Source organism: Staphylococcus sp. 8AQ (assembly GCF_902506595.1).
Lineage (GTDB): Bacteria > Bacillota > Bacilli > Staphylococcales > Staphylococcaceae > Staphylococcus > Staphylococcus pasteuri.
This window is the reverse complement of the sequence record NZ_LR733871.1, coordinates 280224-295207: the sequence shown is the minus strand read 5'-3', so window position 1 is coordinate 295207 and position 14984 is coordinate 280224. Positions and strand designations below refer to the sequence as shown.

13 protein-coding genes are annotated in these 14984 nt (G+C 31.3%); 5 read left to right on the top strand and 8 right to left on the bottom strand.

Translation table 11 applies throughout. The annotated features are described in order from the left end of the window. Positions 1-231 precede the first annotated feature (231 nt). From secA to fakB1, 5 genes are all read right to left on the bottom strand, one after another. Complete coding sequence (secA, locus tag GVY01_RS01480) at positions 232-2766, bottom strand: preprotein translocase subunit SecA (protein WP_017638180.1); 2535 nt, start codon at positions 2764-2766, stop codon at positions 232-234. A gap of 571 nt (positions 2767-3337) precedes the next feature. Continuing rightward, complete coding sequence (gene hpf, locus GVY01_RS01475) at positions 3338-3913, bottom strand: ribosome hibernation-promoting factor, HPF/YfiA family (RefSeq protein WP_017638181.1); 576 nt, start codon at positions 3911-3913, stop codon at positions 3338-3340. A 62-nt stretch (positions 3914-3975) separates the two neighbouring features. Next, the gene (locus GVY01_RS01470) at positions 3976-4650 is read right to left on the bottom strand and encodes a ComF family protein (protein ID WP_017638182.1); all 675 of its coding nucleotides are present in this window, start codon (positions 4648-4650) and stop codon (positions 3976-3978) included. After that, positions 4651-5988 (bottom strand): DEAD/DEAH box helicase family protein, encoded by a 1338-nt coding sequence (locus tag GVY01_RS01465; protein ID WP_017638183.1) that lies wholly within the window; start codon positions 5986-5988, stop codon positions 4651-4653. A 22-nt stretch (positions 5989-6010) separates the two neighbouring features. Beyond that, positions 6011-6877 carry a fatty acid kinase binding subunit FakB1 gene (gene fakB1, locus GVY01_RS01460; protein ID WP_017638184.1) on the bottom strand — a complete coding sequence of 289 codons (867 nt, stop codon included), beginning with the start codon at positions 6875-6877 and terminating at the stop codon, positions 6011-6013. A gap of 138 nt (positions 6878-7015) precedes the next feature. On the opposite strand from fakB1, the gene GVY01_RS01455 reads away from it, so the two are divergent. Continuing rightward, positions 7016-7657 carry a YigZ family protein gene (locus GVY01_RS01455; protein ID WP_017638185.1) on the top strand — a complete coding sequence of 214 codons (642 nt, stop codon included), beginning with the start codon at positions 7016-7018 and terminating at the stop codon, positions 7655-7657. A 77-nt stretch (positions 7658-7734) separates the two neighbouring features. Here GVY01_RS01455 and GVY01_RS01450 read toward each other — a convergent pair whose 3' ends face one another. Further along, positions 7735-8814 carry a glycosyltransferase family 4 protein gene (locus tag GVY01_RS01450; RefSeq protein WP_017638186.1) on the bottom strand — a complete coding sequence of 360 codons (1080 nt, stop codon included), beginning with the start codon at positions 8812-8814 and terminating at the stop codon, positions 7735-7737. 454 nt (positions 8815-9268) lie between these two features. Here GVY01_RS01450 and gdpS point away from each other — a divergent pair, with 454 nt between their 5' ends. The 4 genes from gdpS to pepT all read left to right on the top strand — a co-directional run bounded on the left by gdpS (position 9269) and on the right by pepT (position 13080). Next, positions 9269-10339 carry a GGDEF domain-containing protein GdpS gene (gene gdpS, locus GVY01_RS01445; RefSeq protein ID WP_108017202.1) on the top strand — a complete coding sequence of 357 codons (1071 nt, stop codon included), beginning with the start codon at positions 9269-9271 and terminating at the stop codon, positions 10337-10339. A gap of 226 nt (positions 10340-10565) precedes the next feature. Beyond that, on the top strand, positions 10566-11327 hold the full coding sequence (locus GVY01_RS01440) for a threonine/serine exporter family protein (RefSeq protein WP_159333612.1): 762 nt from the start codon (positions 10566-10568) through the stop codon (positions 11325-11327). 15 nt (positions 11328-11342) lie between these two features. Then, positions 11343-11837, top strand: a complete 495-nt coding sequence (locus GVY01_RS01435) for a threonine/serine exporter family protein (protein WP_017636808.1) — start codon at positions 11343-11345, stop codon at positions 11835-11837. A 13-nt stretch (positions 11838-11850) separates the two neighbouring features. Next, complete coding sequence (gene pepT, locus GVY01_RS01430; RefSeq protein WP_017636807.1) at positions 11851-13080, top strand: peptidase T; 1230 nt, start codon at positions 11851-11853, stop codon at positions 13078-13080. Between the two features lie 68 nt (positions 13081-13148). Here the strand turns inward: pepT and GVY01_RS01425 are convergent, their stop codons facing one another. Together GVY01_RS01425 and ytxJ are read right to left on the bottom strand one after the other, a co-directional pair. After that, positions 13149-14273 (bottom strand): glycerate kinase, encoded by a 1125-nt coding sequence (locus GVY01_RS01425; RefSeq protein WP_017636806.1) that lies wholly within the window; start codon positions 14271-14273, stop codon positions 13149-13151. 368 nt (positions 14274-14641) lie between these two features. After that, positions 14642-14962 (bottom strand): bacillithiol system redox-active protein YtxJ, encoded by a 321-nt coding sequence (gene ytxJ / locus GVY01_RS01420; protein WP_017636805.1) that lies wholly within the window; start codon positions 14960-14962, stop codon positions 14642-14644. Positions 14963-14984 lie beyond the last annotated feature (22 nt).

Sequence of the window (14984 nt, the reverse complement as noted above, 5' to 3'; positions counted from 1 at the left end):
TTTTAATTAATCTTAAATAAACAGATACATCATTTTTATACATTTATATTCTATCATATTCAAGATTAAGTGCAGTGTATGATAAATAAACGTGTCATCAAAGAGATGAATGCTTGCTAACAGCATTTAACTCTTCTTTAAACTCCGTTTTTTTAAATTCTACAAAAAGTGAAAGCCTGAGACAATTATGCCCCAGGCTATCAAATATTATTGTCATTGTTTTACACAAAATTATGCTTGACCATGGCAATTTTTATATTTCTTGCCACTTCCACAAGGACAAGGGTCATTACGACCTATTTCTTCACCTTTAACTATAGGTTTTTGTTTAACTTTTTCTTTACCATCTTCAGCTGATGCATGTTTTGCTTCACCAAAATCAGTTGTTTTATCACGTTCAATGTCATCTTCAACTTGTACTACTGATTTCAAAATAAATTTACATGTATCTTCTTCGATATTTTGCATCATTATATCGAATAATTCATGTCCTTCATTTTGATAATCACGTAATGGATTTTGTTGTGCATATGAACGTAAATGAATACCTTGACGTAATTGATCCATTGTATCAATGTGATCTGTCCAATGACTGTCAATTGAACGTAATAAAATCATTCGTTCGAATTCGTTCATTTGATCGCCAAGTGTTTCTTTTTGTTCAGCATAAGCTTTTTCAATTTTAGCCCATACCACTTCGAAAATATCTTCAGAATCTTTACCTTTAATTTCTGATTCTTTTAATTCGCCTTCTTGTAAGAAAACATCATTTATATAGTTAATAAATGGTTGATAATCTAAGTTTTCTTCTTCTTCGTTAATATGATAGTTAATGCCTCGTTGTAATGTTGAACATAACATTGCATCTACAACTTGTGAGCTATCTTCGTTATCAATGATATCGTTTCTTTCTTTATAAATAATCTCACGTTGTTTACGTAACACTTCATCATATTCTAGGATACGTTTACGTGCATCAAAGTTATTACCTTCAACACGTTTTTGTGCGGATTCTACAGCTCTTGAAACCATTTTAGATTCAATAGGTGTAGAATCATCCATACCTAGTCGGTTCATCATTTTTTGTAAACGTTCTGAACCAAAACGTACCATTAGTTCATCTTGTAGTGAAAGATAGAATCGGCTATCACCATTATCACCTTGACGACCAGAACGACCACGTAATTGGTCATCAATACGTCGTGATTCATGACGTTCTGTACCTATAACCGCTAAACCACCGATTTCTTCAACGCCGTCACCTAGTTTAATATCTGTACCACGACCTGCCATGTTTGTGGCAATCGTTACAGCGCCTTTTTGACCTGCTCCTGCTACGATTTCTGCTTCACGTTCATGGTTTTTAGCGTTTAAAACGTCGTGTCGAACGCCTCGTTTTTTCAATAAGTTTGAAATATATTCTGACGTTTCAACAGCTACAGTACCTAATAGAACTGGTTGACCTTTTTTGTGTTTTTCAACTACATCTTCTACAACTGCATCAAATTTACCTTTTTGACTAATATAAATTAAGTCTGATTTATCGACACGTTGAACTGGTTTATTAGTAGGAATTTGAGTTACTGTCATATTATATATATTTCTGAACTCTTCTTCTTCTGTTTTAGCTGTACCAGTCATACCAGCTAATTTATTGTACATTCTGAAATAGTTTTGGAATGTGATAGATGCCATTGTCTTAGATTCATTTTGAATTTGAACGCCTTCTTTAGCTTCTATCGCTTGGTGTAAACCTTCAGAGAAACGTCTACCAGGCATTGTACGACCTGTGAATTGGTCTACGATAAGTACTTCTCCATCAACAACCATATAGTCAACGTCACGTTGTAACGTAACATGAGCTCTTAATGCTGTTGTAATGTGACTAATAATATCTACGTTTTGTACATCATATAGATTATCAATTTTGAACATACGTTCAGCTTTGTCGGCACCCTGTTCTGTTAAGTTTACAGATTTAGTTTTTTCATCATATTTATAATCTTCATCCGCTTTAAGCATTTTAGCGAATACATTTGCTTGAGTATATAAAGATGTTGATTTTTCAGCTTCTCCAGAAATAATTAATGGTGTTCTTGCTTCATCAATTAAAATAGAATCGACCTCATCGATGATAGCAAAATGAAGTGGTCGCATTACACGTTCTTCAGCATAATTTACCATGTTATCTCTTAAATAATCAAAGCCTAATTCATTATTAGTACTATATGTGATGTCTTGAGCGTATGCTTCACGTTTTTCTGTCGTTGTTTTACTGTTTAAGTTTAAACCAACTGTTAAACCTAGGAACTCATACAATTCAGCCATTTCTTGACTTTGGAAACTAGATAAGTATTCATTGACAGTGATAACATGCACACCACGACCTGCTAATGCATTTAAATATGTAGGCATTGTTGCAGTTAATGTTTTACCTTCCCCAGTTCTCATTTCGGCAATATCACCATTATGAATCGCAATACCACCCATTACCTGAACCTTGTAAGGAATCATATTAAATACACGTTTTGAACCTTCTCTTACAAGCGCATATGCTTCAGGTAATATTTTATCTAAATAATCATTTTGTTTTTTTACATCTTCAATTTTAGAAAGTTCTTCTTGAAATTCTTTCGTTTTATTACGTATCTCTTCATCAGTTAAAATAGCTGTATCTTCTTCTAATGCGAGTACTTTGTCAGCTAATTTCCCTAGTTTTTTCGTTTCTTTTTTATTGCCGTCAACAATTTTTGATAAAAATCCCATTCTGTTCGCTCCTTTAGCTAAAAAACTGTTTGGCTTTCAACAATTTATCTTACCATTTATACATTTAGAATTATACTTAAATACTCATTCGGATATCTAATTATCCTTTATCAATGACGTAAATATTTTTTGTCTTTAAGGCTTACATACTTTACGCTATTTTCTTCATAAATTCAAACATCTAAATTTAAGTTAGCATGATGCTATGTTTATGTTGAATCTAATGAATTGTCAACAAGTTAATTCTAACATGTTACTATGTATTATTTCTCGTCTCAAATAAATAAACTTCGCATAAATTACGAAATTTATTATACGGTATATGAAATTCGTTATTTTCAATAATGGTTAACGTTGTATGATATGTGAGACTATATATAAATAAGCATTATTTACCCTCTATTAAACCATAAATTTTCATTCATTAATCTATCAAGTAGCTTTAAATATAAAAAGGAAGTGAGAAGGAATTCCTATATGAATCCCTAATCTCACTCCCCCATATCTATCTGTCCATTTAATTATAAAAACAAATTTGCTTATTTCAATTAAGATAAGCTTTATCTAAGTTTTATTGTTCAGATGTTTCGATTAAACCGTATTTTCCATCTTTTCTACGATATACAATACTAGTGCCATCTGTTTCACGATCAGTAAAGATATAGAAATCATGACCTAGTAAGTTCATTTGTAAAACTGCTTCTTCAGAATCCATTGGTTTTAAACTAAATTGTTTAGAACGGATGATTTCAATATCATTGTCTGTACTTTCTTCTGCGCCACTAATTTCTTCAGGTGGTGCTTCTTGAACTTCAGCAACAAATACTTCTTGATCACCACGATCACGGTGCTTACGATTTACACGAGTTTTATATTTTCTAACTTGACGTTCAAGTTTATTCGTAATTAAATCAACACCTGCATATAAATCATCGTGTCTTTCTTCAGCTCTTAAAGTAACATCTTTAAGAGGGATTGTTACTTCAACTTTAGTAGTTGAATTTGAATAAGTTTTAACTTTAACGTGTGCAACTGCATTTGGCACATTATTAAAGTAACGCTCTAACTTACCAATTTTTTCCTCAATATAGTTGCGAATTGCATCTGTGATAGTGAGGTTATCTCCATGAATTTCAAATCTAATCATAGTCAATCTCTCCTTTAACCTCTTATATTGGTAATGCTTAATTATATTTTACCACGTCGCACTTATCTTGCAAACGCAAACACATTGAATTTTCTGACATTTAATTCGGATAATTTACACATTGCATGGTTAATAGTTAATCCTGTTGTATAAATATCATCTATGAGTAATATTGCTTTATTAGTTAAATCAACTTCTTCATTAATATAAAATGGATTACTTTCCTTTATGCGTAATCTTTTATTTAAGTTTGCTTGTTTAGGTCTTAATTTCATTGACAATATATTATCGTAAGTCACATTTTTAGCTTTTAATACTTCTACAACTGGATTAAAAGTTCTCATTATATTACGTTCATGGGGAGATGGTATAGGAATGATATAATCATAATCCACTTTTGGTACGTTAATCATTTCAGCAATGACCTTACTTAAATATTGATCTTTCAAGAATTTATATTGATGTATCATATCTTTCATAATTCCTTCGTATTTATAATCACATATTAATTGGTAATCAATATTAAAATGTTGTTTTAAAAATAAGCAATCCTCACAATTTTGTTCATCTTTATCTAAAGCTTTTAAACAGCGGGTACACCTTTTAAATTCGTCTTTTAAACTTATTCTCTGCCACAATTCAGAACACTTTTCACATATAACACTTGGAGGTTTATAAAAATTAATAATCGTTATAGCTTCGTTGATTGGATTTAAACATTGTAAACATCGTTGCATTTATATATCTAGCCAGCCTTTCCTAATAGCTAATTTATTCATGTCTTTAATATCCTTCTTTGCTAAAATCATTGCCATTGATACACCATTATGCAAATAAATTACTTTTCCTGTTGGCGCTTGTTTCTTTCTTCCTACACGACCTGCTATCTGAATCAATGCCTCCTTTGAAAATTGATCCGCTTCTGTAACGACTACATCTAATTTTTCCATGGTGAACCCTCTTTCGAGAATGGTTGTTGTGAAAACTATTGGATGCTTACCTTCTCTTAGGGAATTAACCTTTTCAAACCGCTCATCATCTTCGCTATGAATATAGATTAAATTTGGAATATGTGATTGATAGTGCTCATAGGCTTCAATCATGCTATTAATATGATTGAAAAATACTAATGTATAACGTTGGCATTGTATTTGTTCTATCAGAATATTTAATAACTTAAATTGAATTTTTCGAGAGTTGAATTTTAAATATTGGAAAATTGGAACTGGTAAAGGTTGTCTATGAAATCTTGCAGGCAGTTTAATTACATTGTCTTTTTCTATGGAAGATAATAGTTTTCTCGGTGGTGTTGCTGTCATGAAAATTTGACATGCTGAATGTTTAGAGGCTGAATGAATCACACTAATTAGATCATCGTCCATAGAAAGCGGAAAAGCATCTACTTCATCAATAATAATGATGTCAAAATGATTTTTAAATCTATATAATTGATGCACGGTTGAAATGATAAAATGTCCATCAAATTGTTGTGGTGAATTTTGGTGTAACACATCTATGTTTTCTTGAGAAAAAGCATCTTTAATACGTTGACTTATTTCTACAACTACATCAACTCGTGGTGATATAATGGCTATGTTATCACCTTTATTTCTAGCTACTTTTATACCTTCGAAAATCATTTCTGTCTTTCCTGCTCCGGTTACTGCATAAAGCAGTATCTTTCTTTTCTCTTTTATAGCATCTACAATTTGTTTTGAAGCATAGTTTTGTTGTTCAGAAAGATTGAAGTCTAATTGATAATTACATTCTGAAACCTTTTGTTTACTCTGCAATATTCTATAATCAGTCTGACTATCCATACGACCTAATTGAATACATTTTCTACAATAAACAATTTCCTTCTCATTATAATCAGAATAGTAACTATGAAAATATATTTGTTTATTCGTTTCACATTGAACACAATGCCATCGATTATTTTTCAATATGACGCCTTTACTTATATTTGCGATCTGTTCATTAGTTATTGTCACATCTGGTTGAATGATTTTTCCATATTGTAATATTTTATTTTCCTCCAAAATAAAAAGACATACTAGATTGTTGATGTACAATCCAATATGTCCTCTATAAATATTAATCAAGTCTTACTTTACGGGCAGTGTAACCTAAACCTAATCCACCTGAACCTAAATGGGCAGCGATTACCGGTCCGAATTCTGAATAAGCAACTTGACTATGTGACGGTGCATTTTCTTTAACAGAGTCTAGTAATGCTTTACCATCTTCAGTCTTATCACCATTAATCACAAATATCGTTACTTCATCAAAGTCCTTAACTTGGTTTAACACTTTTTCTTCTAATGCTTTAAGTGCTCTTTTTTTCGTACGTACCTTCTCTTCAGGAACTATCTTACCGTCATCAAATTTAAGTACTGGTTTCATTTTTAACAATGTCCCAACCCAAGCTTGTGCACCTGTGATTCGTCCGCTTTTTTGTAGATTTTTTAAATCATCTACTATTAAATAAGCGCCTGTATGTTCTCTCATATCTGTTAATTCTGCTATGATATCATTTGGCTTATAACCTTGTTCCACCATTTCAATTGCACGTAATACGTAACAACCTTCCATCATAGCCGCAAGCTTACTATCAAATGCATATACATTAATGCCTTCTACTATTTCACCAGCTTGCTTACCAGATTGATAGCTCCCACTAATTCCACTAGATAAGAATACAACTATTACATCTGTATAGCCTTTATCTCTTAAGTTTTCATATCGTTGAATCCATTCACCTACAGCAGGTTGACTTGTAGTAGGTATTGTCGCAGACGTTGCCATTTTTTCATAAAAACGATCAATATCTACATCTGTACTTTCTGTATAGCTTACACCATCATCAAACGTCACACTTAATGGTGCAACTGGAATATCATATTTATCGATTAAATTTTGAGATAGATAGCTAGTAGAATCAGTCATTACAGCAATCTTCATAGTAGTCCTCCTCAATTATACTCATAGTAATAATACAATATTTTATCAAAAAAAGAAATTGCCATTTAAACATTTTATTTTAAGTATTTACAGAGTGTATAATATTAATATGAAAATTATAGATTTGGAAGTGAAACGATGTCAAAACCAATCATCACTGTAAAAAAAGAACATACATTTGAAAATGTTATTAATAAATCACGTTTTATTGCTCATATTAAACCGGTGACTTCTGAAGAAGAAGCTAAATCATTTATCAATGAAGTTAAAACTCAACATAAAGATGCAACGCATAATTGTTCAGCCTATACAGTAGGTCCTGAAATGAATATTCAAAAAGCAAACGACGACGGTGAACCAAGTGGCACAGCAGGTGTACCGATGTTAGAAATATTAAAAAAACTAGATATTCATGATGCTTGTGTTGTTGTCACTCGTTACTTTGGTGGAATTAAACTCGGTGGTGGCGGACTTATTAGAGCATATAGTGGTGCTGTCCGAGATGTGATTTACGACATTGGCCGTGTAGAATTGAGATCAGCTATACCAGTGACAGTCACTTTAAGTTACGATCAAACTGGCAAATTTGAATACGAATTAGAATCAACTACTTTTATGCTTAGAAATCAAAGCTATACTGACAAAGTAAGTTATGAAATAGATGTAGTTCAAACAGAGTACGATAAGTTTATCGAGTTCTTAAATAAAACAACCGCTGGGAATTATGAAATCCAAACTGAAGATAGCAAAATGCTACCTTTCGATATCTCTACAGACTAAAAAAAGCTATCAAAAAAACGACATGCATTTATTAATAGTAAATGCTCATATGTCATTTTTTGATAGCTTTATCTCGTTTAGTGATCATGTTTTTCTTCGTATTGATGTTGCGGACGATTATCTCTTTTAGTAATGAGTTTTAATATTGGTTTATAATTATCATCAATTAAACCAGTAAATTCAACAATAAGTTCAATAGTTAATAGAATTAAAATAAACATCATTAAAGCACCGAGTGGTTGTGATAGATAAAGTATAATACTTGATAAACTAAATAATATCGCAATTGAATAAATTAATAGTACAGTTTGGCGATGAGTATAACCAAGTTCTAATAATTTATGATGCAAATGGGATTTATCTGCTTGCATAATATGTTGACCTTTTTTCATTCGGCGTATCATAGCAAAAATTGTGTCTATAAACGGTACCGCTAAAATAACGATTGGGAAAAATAAAGCTATAAATGTAATATTTTTAAAACCTAACAATGATACAAATCCAATTATAAATCCTATCATCAGTGCCCCACTGTCACCTAAAAATATTTTAGCTGGGTGAGAATTATAGAATAAGAAACCTAATAATGATCCGATTAATACACAACAAATCATTATAATAAAAACATTCGCCTGTAAAATTGCAATAAATGCTATTGTCATCAAAGCAATCGCTGACACGCCAGATGCTAATCCGTCTAAACCATCGATTAAATTAATCGCATTAGTTATAGCTACAATCCAAATCACTGTTATAGGAATACTTAAAATACCGAAATGAATCGTTGGTCCCATTGGTAGTGAAATAAAATCGACTGTGACTCCATAAAACGCAACAACTAAAGCTGCTATGATTTGGCCAGCTAATTTTAAGTATGGTTTTAAATCATAAATATCATCAATTAATCCAACAACGTACATTAAAATAGCGCCAATGACTAATGGTTTTACTTCTCTTTCAATTGGATGTCCGAGCCACATTCCAACTAAAAATGAAAATAAAATAACCGTACCACCCATTACTGAAATTGGCTTTGTATGTACTTTACGAAAGTTGGGTTTATCTACTAAATTTAATTTTTTAGATATCGCAATAATAATGGGGGTTATTATTAAACTGACTATCATAGTAAATGCAATAAGTAATAATGTATACATCAGTTCACCTTCATCAAATTTAAGTTAGTTTCTATCATTAAAGAAAAATATTAAGAAATCCAACCATTTTACTTCCTTTATTTATTATAAATTAAAATATCCTTCGTATTTCTACATTTTCATTAAACGTTACCTTTTATACTTAAAAGCGCTTATTTCTAATTATATATTATACACGTATTGTTGGAATCAGTATTCCATATAAACAATTCCCTTGTAAAAATAGTTATTAGTCTTACAAAACATCCCATATAATAACAATATTAATACTATGTATTATCTACAATGAAACAAAAAATCTCTTACGACGAAACTCATTTTTTTCATCATATCACTTAAATTTATATTTTAACATTAATCTCTATTATGTATAGGAAAATTTTAGTCTGACTAATGACAAATTGTAAGTTTTCACTTACAATAACTATTGGTCAATAAAGGAGTCGGTAAAACTATGTTTGAAGCAATTATATATAATATTTCAGTCATGGTTGCAGGTATTTATTTATTTCATAGACTGCAATACTCTGAAAATAAAAGAATGGTCTTTTCAAAAGAATATGTCACTGTTTTAATGACGCTTGTAGCACTATTATTAGCTGCTTATCCTATACCATTCCGTTTAGAATACTTAGTACATTTAACATTTGTTCCTTTATTATTTTTAGGGCGTTATACCAATATGATTTATACACTTACTTCTGCTATTATTGTAGCACTAGTAGATGTACTTATTTTCGATAATTCAATTATCTATGGTATTACTCTAATTGTTATTGCTGGTGTCGTTAGTGCTGTAGGTCCATTTTTGAAACAAAACGACATCGTATCTTTACTTATTTTAAATACGATTAGTATTATCATCTTATTTATTTTAGCTTTATTTAGTCCGATATATGATTTGATTGAGATTGCTATCTTAATTCCTATTTCATTTATCATTACAATTGCCTCTGCAATTACTTTCGTAGACATATGGCATTTCTTCTCATTAGTTAATCGTTATGAAAACGAAGATAAATATGATTATTTAACTGGACTTGGAAATGTTAAAGAATTTGATAGACATTTAAATCAATTATCAAAATATACTGAAGAACATAAAGAAAGTTTAGGTTTATTACTTATTGATATTGATGGTTTTAAAGATGTTAATGATACATATACTCACCTAGCAGGTGACGCTGTATTAAAACAAATGTCTCAATTACTAAAAAATTATGTTCCCAAACAATTTTCAATTTTTAGAAATGGTGGAGAAGAATTTTCAGTTGTCATTAATGATTACACATTAGATCAAAGTGTAAAACTCGCTGAAAACATTAGACAAGGTGTAGAAAAATCGTCATTCCATTTACCTAATAAGGAAGTCATCAAACTTTCAGTCTCTATCGGTGTAGGATATTTAACGAGAGATGATCGTAAATCTCAAAGACGCGTATTTAAAGATGCAGATGACATGGTCCATGTCGCGAAAAGCGAAGGTAGAAATAAGGTAATGTTTAATCCAATTATCAAATTATAATGACCTATTTTTAAACGGTAGTCATAACCTAGGAAATAAATTCCAACATTAGAAGCAAAAAGAAGACAACTAAATTAAGTCTTCTTTTTGCTTTTATTTTTATTCTCCCCTTCTACTTTCTTCATTACATAATCTTTTCAATCTGCCTTCCTCTATTGAAAGTTGTTAGCGCAAGTTGTACACTTCAATTATTCATATCAATAAATTAACTAGGAGGTGGTTGTTCATGTCTGACTCAATCACTATCATTGATGAAAATAAAGTGATTGATGTTGTATTGATTGCTGGAAGAATATTACTTGAAGCGGGTGCTGAAACATACCGAGTTGAAGATACAATGAATAGAATTGCACATAGCTATGGCTTATATGATACATATAGTTTTGTAACTTCTACCGCTATCATTTTTTCATTAAATGATCGAACAAGTACAAGACTGATACGAATCAGAGAGAGAACGACAGATTTGGAAAAAATAGCTTTAACAAATAGCTTATCTCGTAAAATTTCTAACAATCAACTTACAATAGATGAAACTAAGTCTGAATTAATCCACCTTAGAAGTGCTTCGTTGCAATATTCTTTTTTAATTAATTTATTTGCAGCAGCCATTGCATGCGGATTTTTCTTATTTATGTTTGGTGGTGTCGCATCAGATTGTTGGATAGCTGCGATAGCTGGAGGCGCTGCATTTTTAACCTTTAGTCTAGTTCAACGTTATATCCAAATTAAATTTTTCTCAGAATTTGTTGCTGCTTCAGTCGTTATATCAATAGCAGTTGCAAGTTCTAAAATTGGCTTAGCGACCAATCAAAATATTATTACTATTGCTAGTGTAATGCCTCTTGTGCCTGGTATTCTAATTACCAACGCAATTCGAGATTTGCTTGCAGGAGAACTATTAGCAGGTATGTCTAGAGGTGTTGAAGCAGCGTTAACTGCATTTGCTATTGGTGCCGGTGTTGCAATTGTATTACTAATTTTTTAAGAGAGGCTGTTCATATTGTTATTTTATTTATTTCACTTTACAATCAGTTTCATTTCCACAGTCCTATTCTCCATCATTTTTAATGCGCCTCGTCGACTATTGTTAGCTTGTGGGTTTGTCGGTGCGGTAGCGTGGACTATTTATCAATTCACTGTAGACATGCAATTTGGTAAAGTAGGTGCTTCCTTTTTAGGTAGCTTAATATTAGGATTATTAAGCCATACGATGAGCAGACGTTACAAAAGACCTGTTATCATTTTCATTGTTCCTGGAATTATCCCACTTGTACCTGGTGGCGCAGCTTATGAAGCTACACGTTATTTAGTTTCAAATAATTATACAAATGCAGTAAATACTTTTTTAGAAGTTACACTAATATCTGGTGCGATTTCATTTGGTATTCTTGTTGCAGAAATTATCTATTATATCTACACACGTATCAAACAGTATTATGGTAAGATTAAAGGTAAATCTTATAAGAAATCTTATAATATGAATAACAGAGTTTAAGGGGATGTCTAACATGAAAGAACAAATAATTGATAGATTAACAAGATATGTAAAAATTGATACACAATCAGATCCAAATTCTAATGTTACGCCTTCTACAACTAAACAATGGGATTTACTAAATCTATTGGAGAAAGAATTAAAAGATTTGGGCCTTGAAACAGATATGGATGATCATGGTTATCTGTTTGCTACATTAGAAAGCAACATAGATGCGGACGTACCAACTGTTGGATTTTTAGCACATGTTGATACATCACCTGACTTTAATGCGACTGGTGTTAATCCGCAAATCATTGAAAAATATGATGGAAAACCAATTCAACTAGGACAAACAAACCGAATTTTAGATACTAAAGTCTTCCCTGAACTTAAACATGTCATCGGTGATACGCTAATGATTACTGATGGTACATCATTATTAGGTGCTGACGATAAAGCCGGTGTAGTTGAAATTATGGAAGGTCTAATATACCTTATTGAACATCCCGAAATTAAACATGGTAAAATCCGTGTTGGCTTTACTCCAGATGAAGAAATTGGTCGCGGTCCTCATCAATTTGATGTTGAACGTTTTAATGCTGATTTCGCATATACAATGGATGGTAGTCAACTTGGTGAGCTACAATACGAGAGCTTTAATGCTGCAGCAGCTACTATTACTTGTCATGGTGTGAACGTACATCCTGGTTCTGCCAAAAATGCTATGATTAATGCCATTTCACTTGGACAACAATTTAATAGTTTGTTACCTCCAAATGAAGTTCCTGAACGTACTGAAGGTTATCAAGGTTTCTATCATTTAATGAACTTTGAAGGTAACGTTGAAAAAGCAACATTACAATATATTATTCGAGATCATGATAAAAAGAAATTCGATTTACGTAAAAAACGACTTATGGAAATTCGTGACGATATTAACTCACATTTCGAAAATTATCCTGTTAAAGTCGATGTTGAAGATCAATACTATAATATGGCTGAAAAAATAAAACCACATCAACATATTATTGATATTCCAACTAAAGTATTCAATCAATTAGATATTAAACCAAATACCGATCCAATTCGCGGTGGTACAGATGGTTCACAACTTTCATTTATGGGCTTACCAACACCAAATATTTTTACAGGTTGTGGCAATTTCCATGGTCCTTATGAATATGCTTCTATTAATGTAATGGAAAAAGCTATCCACGTTATGGTAGGTATAGCTGAAGAAGTAGCCAATTCAAATAAATAAATACAATAATAAACACGCCTTGATTGTCTTATACAAAATGACAACCAAGGCGTGTTATTTAGTTTATTTTATTGATTAACATCAAATTGTGTTTTTAATAGTTTTAATGCTTGAACAGTATAATGTCTAATTTGAATACCCATTTTAAAATCAGTGTAAGTTTCAGGCATGTCGATAAATGTATTAAACATTGCCGTCACACCTTTACCTTCGAATAAATCAAATTTATCGTCAGTAGCACAAATAGCAATTGATGTTTTATTATGCTTTTCGGTTAAATCTGCAATACGTAATGTCGTAGTTTCCAACAATTGGTCTCGTTCATTTAACCCTTCACCGAAAATAATTAAATCTGCTTGTTGTACCAAATCTTCTAAATGTGTAATTTGATCTACAAGCTCATGACTAGTTAAAATTTCTGCTTGATATAATCCTTTTAATACTGCAGCAATACCGCCACCAGCACCACCACGCTCGATAGGTCCAATCGTCACTTTTAACTCACTTTTAAATAATTCACTAAAATACCATACTAAATTATCTATTTCTGCTGCTTCATTTTGAGTCATCCCTAGCGTAGAATACATTTGCATAATTTCACTTTGCTTACCATATAATCTACTAGAAAAATCTGACATCACTTGAATATTAGCTTCAGCTAATTTCGGATGAATTTCTGAAAAATCTAAGCGTCTAATATATTTAATGACATGGGCACCTTTTGTCACATCAACAATATTTGCTTCATCATCATAGAATTTAGCACCTAAGGCTTGTAACATCCCTGCTCCACCATCGAAACTGCCAATTACACCTAATGAAATAATAATATGTTTGGCATCGTTGTCTAGTGCTGCGTTTAATATTTCTCCTAAACCATAACTAGTTCTTTGTTGAATTGGTTTTTGACCGTTTAAAAATAAATTACCTTCTATAATTGTCATTCCACTATCAGTTTGACCATATATTGCCTCTACTTCATTCATATCTGCATCGTGAGCGGCAACTCGATATTTACTACCAGACTGCCATAAAAAGACAGAATCCATTAATTCATGGCGGCCATTAAATAATGGCACTTGCACTATATCTGCCTTTTCAATTTGACTAGCAACCGCTTCTTCTACATATCTATTTGCTTGATAACTAGAAATAATACCATTAAATTCATCCATGGCTACTAAAACTTTCATCGCCTTAACCACCTTGTTTTATATATAGTGTTACTTATTAAAATCATTTATATGATGTTTTAAATATAATTTATAGATTCATCGTATAATTAATATTTTACACTAACATATTATACATATGAATGCTGCGTATTTCACAATAAAAGCTATTACAAATTATATTAAAACAATTACATTTTGAATATTGATTTATTATATCTTATTCATCAGCAAACCATAAATGATAAACCATATTTCGTTTTAATAACTAAAAAAGCCATTTCACTACTACATCATAGTAATAAAATGACTTTTATCTTTTAAATGAACATAGAATTAATTTAAATTTACGTTCATTACTCAATTATTTGTTCACTTATCTGAAAAAATTATTCTTCTGCTTGAGCTAATGATGAAACATTGATATCACTATGTGAAGCATTCCATTTCATTTCACCATTGACGAAGTAAAATGCTTGTGGTGATTCATGTTTTACATTTGTTTTTTCAGCAATATAGTCCGATAACTTACGCTCCTGCTGTACTATTAAATAGTAACCATCCATATCGCGTTCATATAAAAATTTATTAAACTGATCATACGCATTTGCAGAAATTGGACAAGTTTCGCTATGTTTTAAAACAAATAAATATTTATTTTCATTTAGCACTTGTTCAAACTGGTCAATTGAACTCAGCTTTATAGCCATTCTATTCACCTCTAAAAGTATT